At 30.9% G+C, this 18,308-nt stretch carries 21 protein-coding genes; 10 read left to right on the forward strand and 11 right to left on the reverse strand.

All coding sequences use genetic code 11. The features are described from left to right. Nucleotides 1–45: 45 nt before the first annotated feature. On the forward strand, nucleotides 46–1,140 hold the full coding sequence (locus EAG11_RS11275) for a glycoside hydrolase family 18 protein (protein WP_129539267.1): 1,095 nt from the start codon (nucleotides 46–48) through the stop codon (nucleotides 1,138–1,140). A gap of 77 nt (nucleotides 1,141–1,217) precedes the next feature. On the opposite strand, the gene EAG11_RS11280 is transcribed toward EAG11_RS11275, so the two are convergent. The 3 genes from EAG11_RS11280 to EAG11_RS11290 all read right to left on the reverse strand — a co-directional run bounded on the left by EAG11_RS11280 (nucleotide 1,218) and on the right by EAG11_RS11290 (nucleotide 2,769). Then, the gene (locus EAG11_RS11280; RefSeq protein ID WP_129539268.1) at nucleotides 1,218–1,700 is read right to left on the reverse strand and encodes a hypothetical protein; all 483 of its coding nucleotides are present in this window, start codon (nucleotides 1,698–1,700) and stop codon (nucleotides 1,218–1,220) included. 70 nt (nucleotides 1,701–1,770) lie between these two features. Then, nucleotides 1,771–2,292 (reverse strand): DUF4251 domain-containing protein, encoded by a 522-nt coding sequence (locus EAG11_RS11285; RefSeq protein ID WP_129539269.1) that lies wholly within the window; start codon nucleotides 2,290–2,292, stop codon nucleotides 1,771–1,773. Nucleotides 2,293–2,328: 36 nt separating this feature from the next. Then, complete coding sequence (locus EAG11_RS11290; RefSeq protein WP_129539270.1) at nucleotides 2,329–2,769, reverse strand: META domain-containing protein; 441 nt, start codon at nucleotides 2,767–2,769, stop codon at nucleotides 2,329–2,331. 215 nt (nucleotides 2,770–2,984) lie between these two features. On the opposite strand from EAG11_RS11290, the gene EAG11_RS11295 reads away from it, so the two are divergent. Both EAG11_RS11295 and EAG11_RS11300 read left to right on the forward strand, forming a co-directional pair. Further along, on the forward strand, nucleotides 2,985–3,512 hold the full coding sequence (locus tag EAG11_RS11295) for a superoxide dismutase family protein (protein ID WP_129539271.1): 528 nt from the start codon (nucleotides 2,985–2,987) through the stop codon (nucleotides 3,510–3,512). Between the two features lie 106 nt (nucleotides 3,513–3,618). After that, nucleotides 3,619–4,824 (forward strand): LETM1-related biofilm-associated protein, encoded by a 1,206-nt coding sequence (locus EAG11_RS11300; RefSeq protein ID WP_129539272.1) that lies wholly within the window; start codon nucleotides 3,619–3,621, stop codon nucleotides 4,822–4,824. A gap of 40 nt (nucleotides 4,825–4,864) precedes the next feature. Here EAG11_RS11300 and can read toward each other — a convergent pair whose 3' ends face one another. The 4 genes from can to EAG11_RS11320 all read right to left on the reverse strand — a co-directional run bounded on the left by can (nucleotide 4,865) and on the right by EAG11_RS11320 (nucleotide 8,250). Then, nucleotides 4,865–5,500 carry a carbonate dehydratase gene (gene can / locus EAG11_RS11305; RefSeq protein WP_129539273.1) on the reverse strand — a complete coding sequence of 212 codons (636 nt, stop codon included), beginning with the start codon at nucleotides 5,498–5,500 and terminating at the stop codon, nucleotides 4,865–4,867. Between the two features lie 121 nt (nucleotides 5,501–5,621). Then, on the reverse strand, nucleotides 5,622–7,268 hold the full coding sequence (locus EAG11_RS11310; RefSeq protein WP_129539274.1) for a SulP family inorganic anion transporter: 1,647 nt from the start codon (nucleotides 7,266–7,268) through the stop codon (nucleotides 5,622–5,624). A gap of 82 nt (nucleotides 7,269–7,350) precedes the next feature. Next, on the reverse strand, nucleotides 7,351–7,635 hold the full coding sequence (locus EAG11_RS11315) for a hypothetical protein (RefSeq protein WP_129539275.1): 285 nt from the start codon (nucleotides 7,633–7,635) through the stop codon (nucleotides 7,351–7,353). Between the two features lie 135 nt (nucleotides 7,636–7,770). Then, nucleotides 7,771–8,250, reverse strand: a complete 480-nt coding sequence (locus EAG11_RS11320) for a Dps family protein (protein WP_129539276.1) — start codon at nucleotides 8,248–8,250, stop codon at nucleotides 7,771–7,773. A gap of 109 nt (nucleotides 8,251–8,359) precedes the next feature. On the opposite strand from EAG11_RS11320, the gene EAG11_RS11325 reads away from it, so the two are divergent. After that, complete coding sequence (locus EAG11_RS11325; RefSeq protein ID WP_129539277.1) at nucleotides 8,360–9,301, forward strand: LysR substrate-binding domain-containing protein; 942 nt, start codon at nucleotides 8,360–8,362, stop codon at nucleotides 9,299–9,301. A 36-nt stretch (nucleotides 9,302–9,337) separates the two neighbouring features. Here the strand turns inward: EAG11_RS11325 and EAG11_RS11330 are convergent, their stop codons facing one another. Then, complete coding sequence (locus tag EAG11_RS11330) at nucleotides 9,338–9,535, reverse strand: hypothetical protein (protein ID WP_129539278.1); 198 nt, start codon at nucleotides 9,533–9,535, stop codon at nucleotides 9,338–9,340. A gap of 167 nt (nucleotides 9,536–9,702) precedes the next feature. Beyond that, nucleotides 9,703–10,368, reverse strand: a complete 666-nt coding sequence (gene mnmD, locus EAG11_RS11335; RefSeq protein WP_129539279.1) for a tRNA (5-methylaminomethyl-2-thiouridine)(34)-methyltransferase MnmD — start codon at nucleotides 10,366–10,368, stop codon at nucleotides 9,703–9,705. Between the two features lie 305 nt (nucleotides 10,369–10,673). Here mnmD and EAG11_RS11340 point away from each other — a divergent pair, with 305 nt between their 5' ends. Beyond that, nucleotides 10,674–11,744, forward strand: a complete 1,071-nt coding sequence (locus EAG11_RS11340; RefSeq protein WP_129539280.1) for a branched-chain amino acid aminotransferase — start codon at nucleotides 10,674–10,676, stop codon at nucleotides 11,742–11,744. Between the two features lie 79 nt (nucleotides 11,745–11,823). Then, complete coding sequence (locus EAG11_RS11345; protein WP_129539281.1) at nucleotides 11,824–12,963, forward strand: lactonase family protein; 1,140 nt, start codon at nucleotides 11,824–11,826, stop codon at nucleotides 12,961–12,963. Nucleotides 12,964–13,105: 142 nt separating this feature from the next. Here the strand turns inward: EAG11_RS11345 and EAG11_RS11350 are convergent, their stop codons facing one another. After that, nucleotides 13,106–13,489, reverse strand: a complete 384-nt coding sequence (locus EAG11_RS11350) for a nucleoside triphosphate pyrophosphohydrolase family protein (RefSeq protein ID WP_129539282.1) — start codon at nucleotides 13,487–13,489, stop codon at nucleotides 13,106–13,108. A 330-nt stretch (nucleotides 13,490–13,819) separates the two neighbouring features. Then, nucleotides 13,820–15,856, reverse strand: a complete 2,037-nt coding sequence (locus tag EAG11_RS11360) for a dihydrofolate reductase (RefSeq protein WP_129539284.1) — start codon at nucleotides 15,854–15,856, stop codon at nucleotides 13,820–13,822. Nucleotides 15,857–16,130: 274 nt separating this feature from the next. Here EAG11_RS11360 and EAG11_RS21745 point away from each other — a divergent pair, with 274 nt between their 5' ends. The 4 genes from EAG11_RS21745 to EAG11_RS11375 all read left to right on the forward strand — a co-directional run bounded on the left by EAG11_RS21745 (nucleotide 16,131) and on the right by EAG11_RS11375 (nucleotide 18,298). Beyond that, complete coding sequence (locus tag EAG11_RS21745) at nucleotides 16,131–16,778, forward strand: SRPBCC family protein (RefSeq protein WP_164998697.1); 648 nt, start codon at nucleotides 16,131–16,133, stop codon at nucleotides 16,776–16,778. Between the two features lie 176 nt (nucleotides 16,779–16,954). Beyond that, nucleotides 16,955–17,245, forward strand: coding sequence for a hypothetical protein (locus EAG11_RS21750; RefSeq protein WP_164998698.1), 291 nt, complete (start codon nucleotides 16,955–16,957; stop codon nucleotides 17,243–17,245). A 63-nt stretch (nucleotides 17,246–17,308) separates the two neighbouring features. Beyond that, entirely contained in the window at nucleotides 17,309–17,851 is a 543-nt protein-coding gene (locus tag EAG11_RS11370; RefSeq protein ID WP_129539285.1) for an RNA polymerase sigma factor, read from the forward strand. A gap of 33 nt (nucleotides 17,852–17,884) precedes the next feature. Next, on the forward strand, nucleotides 17,885–18,298 hold the full coding sequence (locus EAG11_RS11375; protein WP_129539286.1) for a hypothetical protein: 414 nt from the start codon (nucleotides 17,885–17,887) through the stop codon (nucleotides 18,296–18,298). Nucleotides 18,299–18,308: the final 10 nt, after the last annotated feature.

The following is an 18,308-nucleotide window of genomic DNA, read 5'->3' on the forward strand; positions in this document are numbered from 1 at the left end:
ATTTAGCATTCAAAAAAACCTATTAAAAACTAAAAAATGTTAAACATGAAAAGATTAAAACCCATTATTTTCTTTCTCCTATGCTGCTTTACCACAAACACATTTGCACAATCAGCAAAAAAAATTGACGTTATTGCTTACTATACTGGTGATGATAAACTTATTAACGAGTATGATGTAAGCAAACTTACGCACATTATTTTTAGCTTCTGTCATTTAAAAGATGGTAAATTAAGTGTAGATACTCCTAAAGATTCTATCGCAATCAAACATTTGGTTGGATTAAAAAAAACATATCCAAAGCTTAAAATTATGCTTTCTCTTGGCGGATGGGGCGGATGTGAACCATGTTCTGAAGTTTTCTCTACTGCACAAGGAAGAAATGTTTTTGCAAAATCAGTTAAAGAAATTAATGATTATTTTAAAACAGACGGTTTAGACTTAGATTGGGAATACCCAGCTATCGAAGGTCTTCCGGGGCATTTATATCAAGCTGCAGATAAACCAAACTTTACTGAACTTGTAAAAGCACTACGTACAGCTTTAGGAAAAAAACATGAACTTAGTTTTGCTGCTGGAGGTTTCCAAAAATTTCTAGATGAATCTATAGAATGGAAAATTGTAATGCCATTAGTAGACCGTGTAAATATAATGAGCTATGATTTAGTAAATGGATACTCTACTGTAACAGGTCATCATGCTCCTTTATATGGTGGAACGCCAGATGCTCAATCTACTGACAGAGCAGTAGAATATTTATTAAAAATAGGAATACCAGCTAGTAAATTAGTAATTGGTGGAGCATTTTACACTCGTATATGGAAAGATGTTGCAAATGTAAATAATGGTTTATATCAACCGGGAGTCCATATTGAAGGTGTTGCATTCAAAAATTACGCAACTACTTTTACTGAGGCTAATGGATGGAAATATTTTTGGGACAATACAGCAAAAGCAGGATATTGGTATAATGAAAAAGAACAAAAATTTGCTACAGGAGATGATCTCCCTTCAATAAAAGAGAAAACCAAATATGCTATAGCTAAAAAATTAGGAGGTATCATGTTCTGGGAATTACCTTTAGACACTTTCAAAAACGGAATGGTTGATGCTATTTATGAAGTGAAAACAAAAAAATAAAAACATTATAAAAATAAAAATGCGTTAACACTTTCTTGAATTGTTAACGCATTTTCTTTAAACTAAAATTACCCTTTTTAGTTCACTTTAGATCTTTCAATTTCACCTATAAAAGGAATAGAATCTTGTATTTCACTGCTAATTGCCGTTTGTAAATAAAACTCTAACTGTACAAATTTGGCAGCATTAATAGCACCTATCGCCTTTTTAGCTTTGTTATACGTTTTGCTATATAATTTCTCATAGCTAAGATTATTTTTCAATAGCCCTTTTGCCAATTCATCGGCTTTAGCATCTGTAAGAGTAGCATAATTAACCGCATAATCATCTACTAATCTTAATTTTGTTATTCCTAATGATTTACGCTCAGCCTCATAATTATCATATACTTTCTTAAAAGCTGTAGTTTGCTCATCCGACAAATTCATATACTGCTTTACAAGTTCTGCTTTTGATCTTCCATATATACTTTGAATAACATCTAAATCTTCTTTCTCTAAAGATTGAGCAAAAGAATTTGCAGAAACCACTAACAATAATACGATAAGGACCTTTTTCATAATTTTAGTTTTTAATTTTATAGTAATAATTTTATTCTATTAGTATTAATTGAGCCTTAGCTAGAAGCTTTTATTTTTTATCAGCATCTACTTTCGGCGCGCTTATTTCACCATAATATGTAATTGATGATAAATTATTACTATTTATTGAAAGTGTCGTACTTCCATTAAAAAAAATAGAGAATATCAAGTTATAAACATCTTTTTTCCCTTTAACAATAGCTTTAAGATTATAGCTCTTTTTCTTTTTTTCAACTATTATATTTTCGGGTGCACCTTCAAATTTCATACCTCCCTCTCCTCCATAAGCAATATTATAACCACGCCCAAAAAACGGCAAGTCACAAGTTACTTTTTCTTGAGTAAAATCTAAAAAATAAGTATTATAATCTAATATGATGATCCTTCCTCCACGCGGAGAAAGTTTCTGAGCTTCGAACACAAAGTTCTTCGAATCAATTAGAGTTTCAATTTGTTTTTGCTGCTGTATTTCTTTTTCAGCTTTAAGCTCTTTAGAAGATTTTTTTTGTGCAAAAACAGAGAAACTGAAAAAGAATGACAGCACTAATAAAATGGATAATTTAGTTTTCATAAAATAAGTATTAGTTGCATTAAATTCAAACAAACTTTATTTTTTTGTAAATCGCATCATAGCGATATCACCAGAAATAAAGTTCAATGTTTTTCCGTTATCTGTAATATCATAAGAAGTTATCTTTAACATGGTGTCCATAAAAACCTGTTCTCCTTGATTATCTATACACATCATTTTAGTGGTTGCTAATCCGTCTCTAAAATTAATTTTATGACCATCAACATTTAGTTTTCCAGTAAAAGAGTTACAACTATTGTTTCCAGAAACTCTATTCTCTTTAGTATCAAAAGTTATCGTTGGTTTTTTATTTGGGTACAAACCGTCAAAAGCGATTCTGGGTCCTGTAATATAATTTAACTCCCAAGTTCCATTAAGTTCTGTTGCTGCATTTGTAACTGTAGCTTTATTTTTTGTAGCGTCACATGAAAATAAAACAATTCCTAATATAGCGAAGATTGCCATTTTTTTTATCATAATTTAAAGTTTTAAATTTCACAAAGAACTATTAAAAGACTGTTTTTAGCATTATTGCAATTAAATTCACATACGAATTTAAGCAATATTTCATCGACACTTATGATTTTACACTTATTTTTTAACTTGAGCTGTAACGTTTTTTACCATTCTATTTATTTTAATTTAATAATTTTAAGCTAACTTTACTTTTGATTAAAAAAAACACATACATTATGAAAAAAATAATTCTATCTCTTGTAGTAATTGCTACGGTTATTACTGGATGTAAAACTAAAAATAACTCAGAAGATTCTAAAAAATTAACCATCGCACTTGAGCCTAAAAGCAATAGTTCAGTATCTGGTACTGCAACTTTTGTAGAGAAAAAAGGTGAAGTAACATTTGTTGCAAAAATTAGTGGTTTACAACCCGGAGTTCATGCAATACACATTCATGAAAAATCAGATTGTACTGCCGCTGATGGAAGTTCTGCTGGAGGACATTGGAATCCAACATTTAAAAAACATGGGAAATGGGGTGTTGGCGAATATCATAAAGGTGATATCGGAAACTTTACTGCAGATGAAAAAGGAAACGGAACTATTACATTAAAAACAGACGAATGGTGTATCGGTTGTGGTGATCCTGCAAAAGATATTTTAGGAAAAGGATTAATCGTACATCAAGATCCAGATGATTTTACCTCGCAACCAGCGGGAAATGCAGGAGCAAGAGTTGCTTGTTCGGCAATCATCAAATAAACTTATCAAAAAAACCATTTTATTAACAAAGTAAGGTGGTTTTTTTATTTTTAATCAATCCTCAAATCACAAAAAAAAGATAGCTTTGTAGCTTCAAATTAAAGCAATGATTAACCCTTCAGCAACTGGTTGGATAGATAAATTTTTTAGTAAACAAAAGTTCGCAGAACATATAGTTACTGAAACTAATAATTCATTTTATCAAAAAGTTAGAGCAACAGGTTTCATTTATGGTCATATAATTACAATTGAAACCCCTGTACCAATTAAGACAAAAGGTTGGTTTAAAACTGAAATTTCAAAAGTAGCTTTATTAAATACTTTATTCGGTATTTACTCTTTAACTAAAAGCGATACTAATTCAGAACGTTTTATTACTGAAGCATTGACTTTTTATAATCAAATGAATCCCGAAGGTTTTAATCCCTTCAAAATACTACTCCCAAAAAGTAGTGATTCATTGACTTTAGAAAATATTATCAATGAACGCGTTCAGACGAATGATAGTATCATTAGCAAGAACTTTTCTCATTTAGTGACAAATGCATTACTTTTTATAGATGTTTTGGCTTTTCGTCAATATTTAATTCATGGGGCAATTCCTGAGAAATACCTTAAGAAAATTGAAGAAACCGTTATGAGTATTGTAGCATTGGCTTTAAAAACCAAAACAAATAAATCACAGTACGATGATTTATTGATTAAACTTTTTGAGGCTTCAATACGGTATAGCAAATTTTCTAAAGTTACTGTTGAAACCTTAGAGACATTACAATTACATCATTTTACAAATGAACTAGAGAAATATTATCTAATTGATATGGCCGGAATGGCTTTATGGAGTGATGGCGTTATAGAGAATGAAGAAGCTTATTTTTTACATACCCTATCAAGTATATTAGAGGTATCTGATGATTTTGTAACAGAAAGCATTAAAAGTACTAATGCATTTATTACTGAGCACAAAAAAGAGATTCCGTATTTTAATTACTCCAATCCGGTAAAGCATTTTTATGACCAAATGACAATGGGAGTTATTACGCTTATAAAACGCAATAAAAACCGACTCATTAAGGAAATCATCCAAAGTAAAGAATTAATGATTCTCCTTGCCAATTCGACGCTTAGAGATCTAGATGCAAGCGAAAAGAAGAAAGTAAAAAAACAATTATTAGATATTTGTAAAACGATTCCATCACTAACAATATTTTTACTTCCAGGTGGAAGTTTGTTATTACCTATATTAATCAAGTTCATCCCCACCTTATTGCCATCGGCATTTAATGAGAACTTAAATGATGAAAACGAATAAAAAAAAATCGCCTTTAAAGGCGATTTTTTTATTTACATATTTACAATTTCAATTGATAAACTTCATCAAGCTCATCATTCGAACTAATATTTACATTTAGATCAGTTACAAATCCTGAATTTAAACCATAAACCCAACCGTGCAACATTAAATCTTGACCGTTTTTCCATGCACCTTGTACAATAGAAGTTTTTGCTAAGTTGTAAACTTGTTCTTTAGCATTTACTTCTACAAAAGCATTGAAACGTTCTGTTTCATCTTCAATGGAATTTAAATACTTATCGTGTAAGCGGTATTCATCTTTAATGTGACGGATCCAGTTATCAATAATTCCTACTGATTGATTACCCATAGCAGTTTTTACACCACCACAACCATAATGCCCACAAACTATAACGTGTTTAACTTTTAAAACATTAACTGCATAATCTAAAACACTTAACATGTTCATATCAGAATGAACAACCATATTGGCAATATTTCTATGTACAAAAACTTCACCTGGTTTTGCTCCAATAATTTCGTTTGCAGGAACACGACTATCTGAACAACCTATCCATAATAAAGGTGGTGTTTGTCCTTTTGCTAAATCTGCAAAATAATTAGGATCGCTAGCTAATGATTTTTCAACCCACTTTTTATTATTGTCTAATATTTGTTTATAAAACTCTTTCATTTTGTTTATTTTTATAACTATCAATTTCTTGTGTTTAGAGGATTCTAAAAAAGTCATATGTAAAGTTACTTATTTTTAATCCTCCATAAACACAACACTACAGCTTATTTAATTATTATTTTTAAAATTTTTCTTTTTCTGTTTTTTTAACCATTGCTCTTTTTGCAACATCATAATAATGTTCTATAGATACATGATTTTGTAAATCGGGAGTGTTTTCTAACTCGTAAGCTTTTTTAAATCCTTTAAGCTTCACTTTAATATTCTGATCAACAGCTCTTGTTTCTTTAAACTCTTTTATTAAATCTAGAATATCATGAGCAATGTACACGGTATCCTGTGCGTTGATAATTACTTTAGAATTTTCTGGAATCGAATTTAATGTAAGTTTTATAGCAGCTTTATTCAAGAAAGAAACTTCTTGAGCAAGATCGATATGAATTACGTCTCCATCAGCATATTCTTCCTTTTTGAAGCTATATGCTCTTTTTAAATTACCTCTCAAGACGAAAATAACGCTAATTACAATCCCTAAAGCAACTCCTTTAAGCAAATCTGTTGCTACAACAAATACTAAGGTTGCTACGAATGGGATGAATTGGTACTTTCCTTTTTCCCAAAAATGAATAAAAGTTGCTGGTTTAGCCAATTTATAACCTACTAATATTAATATAGTAGCCAAAGTAGCTAATGGAATTTTATTTAAAATAACTGGAATAGCCAATACACTTATCAATAATAAAACACCATGGATAATTGCAGACATTTTTGATTTTGCTCCAGCATTATTATTTGCTGAAGATCTAACAACAACTGATGTCATTGGCAAACCTCCTAAAAGAGCACTTACCATGTTTCCGATACCTTGTGCTTTAAGCTCAACATTCGTATTTGTGTATCTCTTTTGTGCATCCATTCTATCTGATGCTTCGATACATAGTAACGTCTCGATAGAAGCTACAATCGCAATTGTTATACCTACAACCCAAACTTGAGGATTCGTTACTCCAGCAAAATTAGGCGTTACAATAATTGCTTTAAATTCTTCAAATGAAGTAGGAATTGGTAGCGATACCAAATGCTCTTTACCAATAGCTAAAGCACTTCCTGAAGAAATAAAAATTTCATTTAAGATTATCCCTGCAATTACAGCTACAAGAGCACCAGGAATTAATTTAAGCTTTTTCAAAAAAGAAACTTTATCCCATGCAATTAATATAACAAAAGAGACAAGGGTAATGATAACTGCCCCCATATGAATATGGTTGAAGATTTCAAACAAAGATGAAATTGTGTTACTTCCATCAGCTTGAACAAACGCCTGATCTCCTTCAAAATCAGCATCATAACCAAACGCATGTGGCAATTGTTTCAGAATTATAATAACTCCGATACCTGCTAACATCCCTTCGATTACATTGGTTGGAAAATAATTAGATATACTCCCCGCTTTCAAGAAACCTAATCCTAACTGGATTAATCCTGCAATAAAAACGGCAGTTAAAAACACATCAAAGGCTCCTAAGTCAGTAATTGCTGTTAGGATGATTGCTGTTAAACCAGCTGCAGGACCTGATACACTAATATGTGATTGACTTAAATAACCTACAACTATACCTCCAATAATTCCAGAAATAATTCCAGAAAACAGAGGAGCTCCAGAAGCCATTGCAATACCTAAACACAATGGGAGAGCCACTAAAAAAACTACTAAACCTGACGCAAAATCAGATTTAAGATTGGCAAAAAGATTTACTTTTCTTTTCATAATACAATAGTAAAAATGTTCATAAAATACCTACTGTATTACTTAAAATACAGTAAATGTTTAAAAAATATAACCAGATGTACTATGCCAAATTAGGTGGAGGCGCAAAAATGCTTGCAGAAATTTTATCGTGCTTAGATAATTTTTCTGACAATATAAGATTTGATTTGTCAAACATAGGTAAATTGAACTCACCATAAAATGATGGATGATACACATAAACTTTGACTTCTTTATGTGAATGTTCTTCTTCTGAAAAACTATAAAACGCAGACACATCACATGTTTTCTCAATCATCGTCACAATCGGTGGCGTCGATAAGAAAGCAATAAAAATGATTAATAATGTGTAAGCGAGTTTTTTCATTAGTGCAAAAGTAGAGCTAAACTGATAAAATCAAAACACTAAGCTGAAAATTTTAAACAAATTTAACATTAACAAAAAAACCAGAACTGCTAAGTAATGCTGTTCTGGTTTTTTAATTTATTCTATTTCATGATTTTACAAATCCTCTTCTAACCATGCTTTCATCATCCAAATTGTTTTCTCTTGCTCAGAGATAAAATCACTCATCATCGAATTTGTACCTTCATCATTTATTTCATCTGATTTCACCAAAATATCTCTTTCAATCTTCAGCAAATCTGTTAATGAGTCCACAATTAAATGAATTGCTTTTTCATCATTCGAGATATTTTTTCCAACTACAATTTTATTATTTTTAATATAATCCTCAAAAGTATGTAATGGTGTTCCTCCTAATGTAAGAACTCTCTCAGCAATTAAATCAATCTTTAATTGAGCATCTGTATATAATTCTTCAAACTTTACATGTAAATCAAAAAAACGTTTTCCGCGAATATTCCAGTGAATTCCTCGCAAGTTCTGATAATAAACTTGAAAATTTGATAGTAAGACATTTAATTCTTCAACAATTAATTCTGACTCTTTTACTGGTAATCCTAAAATATTAGTTTTCATAGTGTAATAATTTTATATTTCTATTAATTGTAAATTTAAAATAACTTTTTCTAAAATGCCATAAAAAAAATTATATTTTCTTATTTTTGCATCAGAAAATACTATTAAAATGACCATAACTCAACTACAGTACGTTTTAGCCGTTGCTGAATACAAGAACTTTACTCTCGCTGCCGAAAAATGCTTCGTTACTCAACCTACGCTTAGTATGCAAATACAAAAAATAGAAGAAGAACTTAGCATCTTAATATTTGACAGAAGCAAAAAACCAATTCAACTTACTGAAATTGGCCAAAAGATCGTAAATCAAGCCAAAAACATTGTTAATGAAGCCGATAGAATAAAAGATATAGTCGAACAACAAAAAGGTTTTATTGGTGGCGAATTCAAATTAGGAATTATTCCAACAGTTATGCCTACGCTTTTACCAATGTTCTTGAATAATTTTATCAAGAAATATCCAAAAGTTAAGCTATTAATAGAAGAGCTTAATACAGACGAAATTATAACCAAATTAAAAAATGGACATCTTGATGCTGCAATTGCAGTAACGCCATTAGAAGATGAAAAAATAAAAGAGATCGTTCTTTATTTTGAACCTTTTGTTGCTTATATCCCAGAGCAACATTCTATTTTTCAAAAAGAAGAAATCGAAGTATCTGATTTAAATATCAACGAGATATTACTTCTACAAGATGGACATTGTTTTAGAGATGGTATTTTAAATCTTTGCAAAAACGGTACAGATGTTGAGCACAATGCTTTCCAGATACAAAGCGGTAGTTTTGAAACTCTTATAAAATTGGCAGACGAGGGTTTAGGCACAACTTTGTTGCCTTATTTACATACAATAGATTTAAAAGAAACAGACAAATTAAAGCTACGTCACTTTAAGGAACCTAAACCTGCCAGAGAAGTAAGTTTAATCTATCCAAAAAGTGAATTAAAAATTCAAATCATTGATGCCTTACGAAACACGATTGCTGGTGTTGTAAAAGGAGCTATTGTTTTTCAAAATGTTCAGATAATAAGTCCAATACAGAAGAAATAAAAAAAGGAACCTAATTAGGTTCCTTTTTTTGTTTATCTATACTTTAACGATCAGTAAACATTCTTTTAATTCGGGCTTTCCGATTGTAAACTTTAATAACCACTCTTCCAATTGTTCCATTTCGTATGGTAATAGTGTTTTGATAGCTTTCTCTAATTCTTTTAAGAAAAGTACCGGGTTGAAACTTACTCTTTCGAGTATTGATTTCGTGTAATCGAACATTATTTTAGACATAATAAATTAAGATTATGGGGTTATCTCTTTATTTTATAACTCGAAGTAAAAATAAGCAATTTCTAATCAAGTACTCCTGTTTTAACTTATTTTTTTGTTTTATTATTTGCGAATACGTTTGCAAAAATACGAATACATCAATTTAAAACGAGTCTAAATAGTTTGATTTACATCACTTTACGAGCCCTAAACATCTCTCTTTTTCCTGGAGGCCCAGCTAATTTTTCAACAGTAAATCCTACCTCAATCATACTTCTTTTAACAACGCCTCGAGCGGCATAAGTTACAAGAACACCATTTGGCTTTAAAGCAGCATACATTCTTCTAAATATTTCAGTACTCCAAAGTTCTGGTTGTACTGGATAGCCAAAAGCATCAAAATAAATTAAATCAAAAACGGCAACATCATCGATTTCCTGAAAAAACTGTTTTCTTTTAGTTAATGCAAATAAATCAGTAAGCGCAATTGTTTCGTCCCAACTCATTTCATGCATGTTTTTAAACACACCATTATATTCGTCAGCTCCTAATTCGGTTACATAATTCATCATAAGCACTTCATTAGCTGCAACTGGATATGCTTCTACTCCAACATAATTAATACTTTGTCCTTTTTTGTTTGCTTCTAAAAAAGTAATAAAGGCATTCAATCCAGTTCCAAAACCAATTTCTAATATTGAGATAGGCTTATCATCGAATAACGAAAACCCATTTTGTATAAAGACATGCTTTGCTTCTTGAATTGCTCCATGTTTAGAATGATAACATTCGCCCCACTCTTCCAAATGAATTGTCGTTGAGCCATCTAGAGTTTGAATTATTTCTCTTTTCACTATTTATAAATCAGTTTATTGCTGTTTTTGTATTATTTAGAAGTCAAATTTAATCAAAACAAATGCGTAAAGCCTTAAAAAACTGTTGTTTTTTTCAAAAATTTCATATAAAATCTATTGTTTTTTTTAACTTTTTTAGAAAATAAATAAATCACAATCAAATGCCATAATTAATAGTATTTTAGCAGTCAAATTATATATATATTACTTAATTTTGCAATTAATAAAATTTATTTCACATCTTTTCAATGTTTTAGATTACAATCTTAAGCAATGATTAAAGTTCATAAAAACCACACTTTATCATGAGTACAACTCAAACAAACAAAATTGAAATAGTTAAAGCAACTTCATCTAAAATAAATGATGTAGACTTTGAAAACTTAAGCTTTGGTGCTGTATTTACAGACCATTTATTTGAATGTGATTTTAAAAATGGAGAATGGCAAACACCAGTCATTAAGCCTTATGCTCCAATTTTAATGGATCCTTCTTCAAAAGTCTTCCATTATGGTCAAGCAATTTTTGAAGGAATGAAAGCTTATAAAGATGATAAAGATGCTATTTGGCTTTTTAGACCTGAGGAAAACCACAAGCGTTTTAATGCTTCTGCAGTTAGAATGGCAATGCCGGAAATTCCTGAGTCTATTTTCTTAGATGGATTAAATGAGTTATTAAAATTAGACGCTGAATGGGTTAAAAGAGGAAACGGAAGTAGTATGTATATCCGTCCGTTTATGATTGCAACTGGCGCTGGAGTTGTTGCAAACCCATCTGATGAATATAAATTTATGATTTTGCTTTCACCTGCAAAATCATACTACGCTGGAGAAGTAAAAGTTATTATTGCTGAGCATTACAGTAGAGCCGCAAATGGTGGTATCGGAGCTGCAAAAGCTGCTGGTAACTATGGTGCACAGTTCTACCCAACAAATTTAGCCAACAAAGACGGATTCCAACAAGTAATCTGGACTGATGATGCTACTCACACTAAACTTGAAGAAGCAGGTACAATGAATGTATTCTTCAGAATCAATGATACTTTATTAACTGCTCCAACAAGCGAAAGAATTCTAGACGGAATTACTCGTAAAAGTTTACTTGCAATTGCAGAAAAAGAAGGATTAAAAACAGAAGTTCGTTCTGTATTAGCCTCTGAATTAGTTGAAGCTGCAAAAGATGGATCATTAAAAGAAATTTTTGGTGCAGGTACTGCTGCTGTAGTAAGTGTCATTAAAGGATTCTCATACAAAGATGAATATCATGAATTACCTAAAGTAGCTGATTCTTACGCTTCTCTTCTAAAAGAAAAACTAACAGGAATACAAAACAAACTAGCTGAAGATACTTTTAACTGGACTGTTCAAGTAAAATAATTCATTACATTATATAACTAAAGGCGATTTTCTTAATGAAAATCGCCTTTTTTTGTTAAACCTAACTCACAAAAAACCAATGATAACCAATAAATTTAAAAAGAAAACAACCTTTCTTTTAATTACTATTCTCACGTGTATCAATCTTTATTCACAGGATAATTATGTTTTTTTTGGTTCGTATAATTGGGATAAAACTACCAACGGAATTTATGTATACCAACTAGACACTATAAACGGAAGGCTAAAAAAAATCACTACAGTAAGAAATATTGCCAATCCTTCTTTTCTAACCTTATCACCTAACGGAAAATATCTATATGCATGTACCGAAAGTAAAACTCCAGATGCTGGAAGCGTAAGTAGTTTTGAGTTCAATCCTGAAAAGAAAACACTTAATTTTATGAATAGCCAGAAAAGTGGAGGTGAAAATCCAGTTTATGTAACAGTTCATAAAAACGGAAGATGGCTTATTAATGGCAATTATACCGAAGGAAGTGTTTCGGTTTTCCCAATTGCTGAAGATGGAAAAATAGAACCAATTGCTCAAAACTTTCAATATACAGAAGGAAGTGTAAATCCAAAAAGACAAGACCGATCTCATATACACTCTACAATATTCTCTCCTAATTATGATTATATCTTTTTTCCAGATTTAGGCGCAGATAAAATAAGATGTTACCAATTTGATTCTAATCAAAGTCAACCTTTACAAACTACCGAAAACCCTTTTGAGAAGGCTCCTCTTGGAAGCGGTCCAAGACATTTTACTTTTCATCCTAACGGAAAATTTGGATATTGTATAGAAGAACTTTCAGGAACTATTAGCGCGTACAAATATATAAACGGAAAACTAGATGCCTTCCAGAGGATAAATACACATCCTGAAACATTAAAAAATAATTTTGAAAGCTCAGACATTCACATTTCGCCAGACGGAAAGTTCTTGTATGCATCTAATAGAGGACTAGAAAACAATATTGCTATTTTTTCTATTACCGAAGATGGCATATTAAAAAACATTGGTTATCAATCGACTCTAGGAGAACACCCAAGAGTGTTTGCATTAAATCCATCTGGAAGTTTTTTAATTGCAACCAATACTGGTAACGGGAATGTTATTGTATTTAAAAGAGATAAAGAAACTGGATTATTGAAAAAAGTAGGCAAAAAAATTACAATCAGAAATGTTTCCTGCGTCCAAATCAAACAATATTAAAAGGATAATAGTTTTAAAAGCTAAAATACAAAACACAAATTTCACTAATTAGCACTAATTTGAGCTTTTAAAATAAGGCTCATTTAATTGGTGTAAATTCGTGAAATTCGTGTTATCCTTCTTTATAACTAAATAGTAGTTATTATTTTAAAATCTTAGAAAAATCAGGTTTAAAATAATTTGGCCCCTTCATTACTTTTCCATCTTCACGATATATAGGCTGTCCATCCTCTCCTAGCTTACTCATATTGCTTTGTTGAATTTCATCAAAAACAGCTTCAATTTTTCCTTGTAAACCATGTTCAATAATTGTTCCACACAGAATATACATCATATCTCCTAAAGCATCGGCAATCTCTACTAAATCATTATTTTTAACTGCCTCAAGATATTCTTCATTTTCTTCTTTCATCAAATTGTAACGAAGTATATTTTTTGTCTCTCCCAAATCTGCAATTGGTGATTCGCTATGTCCAATTTTAAAAGCAGTATGAAATTCCTTCACTGCATCAATTTGTTTTTGCATAATTATATTTAATTAAATGATAAACTAAATTAACAACTATTCTTAAACTATTGCCTAAATTTGCCACAAAAAATTTAAACTTATGTTTAGTCAGGGACAATTAATATTTGCATTGTGTTTTTTTATCGCTTTTGTTATCGCAATGATATTTGCTTACAGAAAAGATGTAGGCCTTCACAAAATATTCTATAAAGGAAACTATAAAGTTTTGTTAGTTTTCATAGCATTTATCATTATTCTATTTTTGATAAAATATTCTTCAAACGATAATATATTTCATAAAAAATGCCCGCTAAATAAGCGGGCATTTTTATTATTTAGATATACTTATTAGTTTTCTAAAGGCAAGAAACCAAAGTTTTTAGAGTAATTCAACATTTGCTCAGCAAAAGTTTTAGGTTGTTTTACTTCTATAGAAATAATCTTTCCTTTTGCATCTAACTTAGGCTCCAAAACAGGATTAACAAATCCGCTGTATGGCGCTGATGGAAATTGCTTATTACGTTCTAAAACCTCAGCATGTATTTTTTGATCTACTTTTACACCATAATTTTCTACCAAAGCTTTTCCTGCATTATAATCTCCTTCAGATTTTATACGCTGTACTTCACGCAATAACTGTCCGAATAAATCATGTAATTTATCGTAATCAGTAATATTAAAATACGTTTTACCGTTACGAGTAATTTTTTCGATTACATTGTCTTTCTTTCCTTTTTCAAAAACCCAAGCACTTACCCATTGACGGTTTCTCATGTGAGCTTCTTCGATGTTTGCTCCTAGGTCCAAACGAACCAATTGAGTCATTAATCCGTTACGGATATAACTATCATACGATTCCATTCCAACTTTTTTCCAATCATCAACTAATCCTATTTCTTGTAATTTTGGATTGTATAAGTAGTACAAACCAACTAAATCAGCTCTACCTTCTTCAAGAGTCGAAGCATAACTTTTCAAGGTTTCTTTTGGTGTTCCAACACCTTCATTTATTTGCCCAGAAGCATGACCTACAACTTCATGCAAAGCAGTATGTAATTTATCCCCTAGTTCTCCGTATTTTTTCGCCAATGCAATTTCTTCTTCATCATTAGCAAATTCTTGTAATTTACCGCTACCGCCTGATTGAGAATAAGCATCGATAATATTTCCTAATGAAACTGATTTTGAGCCATGTTCTGCACGAATCCAATCCGCATTAGGAAGATTTACACCAATTGGCGTACTTGGAGAAGCATCACCTGACTCTCCTGCAACGATAACCGTTTTATATGAAACCCCAACAACATTTTTCTTTTTATGAGCATCCATTAATGGAGAATTATCTTCAAACCACTGTGCATTTTTTGATATTACTTGCATTTTAGCCGACATATCAAAATCTTTAATCTGCACAACTCCTTCATAAGAACCTCTATATCCTAATGGATCATTATACACTTCAATAAAACCACTTATATAATCAATATTTCCTTCTGTAGCGTGCAACCAAGCAATATTATAATCATCCCAAGTTTTTAAACTTCCAGTTCTATAATATTCGATTAACAATCCAATTGCATCTCCTTGTTTTTTATTTTCGGCTACCGTTTTAGCTTTTTCTAACCAAAAGATAATTTTGTCAATTGCTGCTCCATACATTCCACCGCTTTTCCAAACTTTTTCTTCTAATTGTCCTTTTGAGTTTTTAACCAATTTAGAATTCAATCCATAAGAAATAGGTTTCTTTGGATCTGGACTTGTTTGTTTTTTATAAAAATCTTCCGCTTCTTCTATTGTTATTCCTTTTTCATAAAAATTAATTGCAGAACCAGCTAACAAACCTTTAGACTCATCAAGATTTACTTTTTTACTATCTACATCATCAAACAAAATAGCCGTAACGTCTGCTGCCAATTTAGTTTTTGTAGCTTTTAACAGACCTTCAAAATATTCTTTTGAGAAATCAGGCTTAATCTTCTCATTAGAGTAATGATGGTGGATACCGTTAGAAAACCATACTCGCTTAAGATAAATTTCAAAATTTTTCCAGTCAGAACTTTTTTTATCCCCTTTATAACTTACATAAACTTGCTCAAGTGCTTTTCTGATTTTTAGATTATTCTTATAGTTCTGATCCCACATTATGTCACGTCCAGCAGTTCCTGCTTGCGTAAGATAATATACTAATTCTTGTTCTTTGAGCGTTAAATTCTCCCAACCTGGTATTTGATAACGTAGTACTTTAATGTCGGCAAATTGCTCTACTGTAAAATCAAAAGGCTTATCATTGTTTGTTTTCAGCTTAGATGTATTAGCAACCTGTGCGTTACAAATAACCGAAACACCAGCAATCATAAAAATTCCTGCAGCTTTAAGTAATTTCATTATTAATGATATTTAGTTTATAAAATTGTTATTATCCATCAAAGATACATTTTCTTTAAAAAAAATATAAAAAACAACGTTAATATTACTTTTGAGTACTTTTTAAAAGCCAATTTTATTTATATTGCTTAATCATTTTTCCTTCAAATATTTTTTATAAAACTATTCGGAAAGTGAAAAAACTAACAAAAAAGACCTAGTTTTGGCCTTTTAATATTCTCTATCGAATATTAATAAAATTTATAACTTTACACCTGTAAACAACCAAGATACTATGAGAATTTTAAAATATATATTCCTACTATTACTATTAAGTTTAGTCTCATTAACCGTATTTGTAGCTACTCAAAAAGGTGATTTCACAGTTGAGAGAAGTAAAGTTATAAAGATACAACGTGCTCCTTTATTTAATTTCGTAAATGACTACAGAAACTGGGCTGATTTTAGCTCTTGGATTGTTGAAGATCCTACAACCCAATTTGTATATCCTCAAAACACCTCTGGATTAAACGCTTCATTTTCGTGGAAAGGAAATGACGGTAATGGAGATATTAAAACTACAGCTGTAACCGATACGCAAAGTATTAATCAAAAAATGAATTTCGACGGTAGTTTAGCAGATGTTTCATGGGTTTTTAAAGATACTCTTGGAGGCACAAAAGTTACATGGAAATCTAAAGGAACGATGAGCTTTCTTTTCAAAATATATTCAGCACTTCATGGTGGAGCAGATAAAGTTATTGGTACTATGTACGAAAAAAGTCTGGCCAACTTAGATAAAATATTGGTTTATGAAACCAATACCTTTGACATCAAAGTTGATGGAGTTGTAAAGAAACCAGAAACCTTTTACATTAGTCAAACATTTACAAGTGAGATTGCAAAAATCACTAAAACGTTAGAGTTGTTGCTCCTCAATTAATTTCATTTTGCGAAGCTAATGGCATTGAAATCAACGGAAAACCTTTTGTCCTATACCACACTTACGACACAACAAATGGATTAGCAAAAATTTCGATCTGCCTACCTATCAAAAAAGAAATTTTTACTAGCGCTGGAAGTGATATTTCAACAGGAAAATTAGAACCATTCGAAGCTGTGAAAACAACTTTAAAAGGAGACTACTCACACACCAAACAAGCTATTGAAAAAGCTACTGCCTATATAAATAATCAAAAATTATCTCCTGATCTTAATTGGTCACATCTTGAAATTTACTCCGTAAGTAAATTTGAAATTGCGAATCCTTCAAAATGGGTTACTGAGATTTATTATCCAGTAAAACCGAAGGTCGTTCCTGTTGAACCACATGTAGTTCGTACTCCAAGAGTAGAAACTACTCCAACTCATACTCCTCCTGTTGCAAAAGAAGAGGAATCTGAATTTTAAAAACCCGAAACGGACATTAAACCTTTTCGAATAATTCTATTCTAACTTATATAATTTATAAAGTTGACAGACGAAAAGGTATTTATACAAGAATTATTAAACCCGAAGACGCAAAATATAGCGTTTCAAAAGCTCGTATCTAATTACCAAAAACCACTATATGGTCATATCCGAAATATTGTTTTGGATCATGATGACGCTCACGATGTTTTACAAAATACATTTGTGAAGGTATTTCGACATCTAAATAAATTTAAAGGAGATAGCAAACTATTTTCATGGGTATATCGCATTGCAACCAATGAAGCCTTAACTTTCTTAACTCAAAAGGCAAAATTAAGCGGAATAACCTCCGAAGAACTACAAAATAAAACTATTGATAATCTGCAAGCTGACACTTATTTTGATGGAAATGAGATTCAGATAAAACTACAAAAAGCAATCGTTTTACTTCCTGAAAAACAACAATTGGTTTTTAAAATGAAATATTTTGAAGAATTAAAATATGAAGAAATAGCTGAAATACTAGGCACTTCCGTTGGAGCATTAAAAGCATCTTATCATCATGCGGTAAAAAAAATAGAAGCTTATGTTATATCCAATTAAACCTTTTACAAGTAATATAGTCTTACATATATCATGAAAGAATTTAAATTAGAAAACGAGCCTAAAATAGAAACTGGATTTAGAACTCCGGAGCATTACTTTGAAAATTTCTCTGTGAATTTATTAGAGAAATTACCTCAAAACGAACCTAAAACAATTTCTTTATTTGCTAGGAATAAAAAAGCACTTATTGCAATTGCCGCAGTTCTTGTCATTGCTTTAACCGTTCCTGTCGTATATAAATATGCAACAAAATCTAAAGAGCTTGACGAGGCGACCTTAGAAACCTATTTATCCTATCAATCTAATTTAAATCAATATGATCTAATTCATGAACTAGACACAAACGATATTAAAAGTTTAGATCAAAATATTGCTTTAGGAGATGATACTCTAGAAGATCTCCTTGCATCGAACCCCAATATTGAACATCTAATTTTAGAATAAAAATACAATT

It is taken from the genome of Flavobacterium sp. 140616W15 (genome assembly GCF_003668995.1).
Lineage (GTDB): Bacteria > Bacteroidota > Bacteroidia > Flavobacteriales > Flavobacteriaceae > Flavobacterium.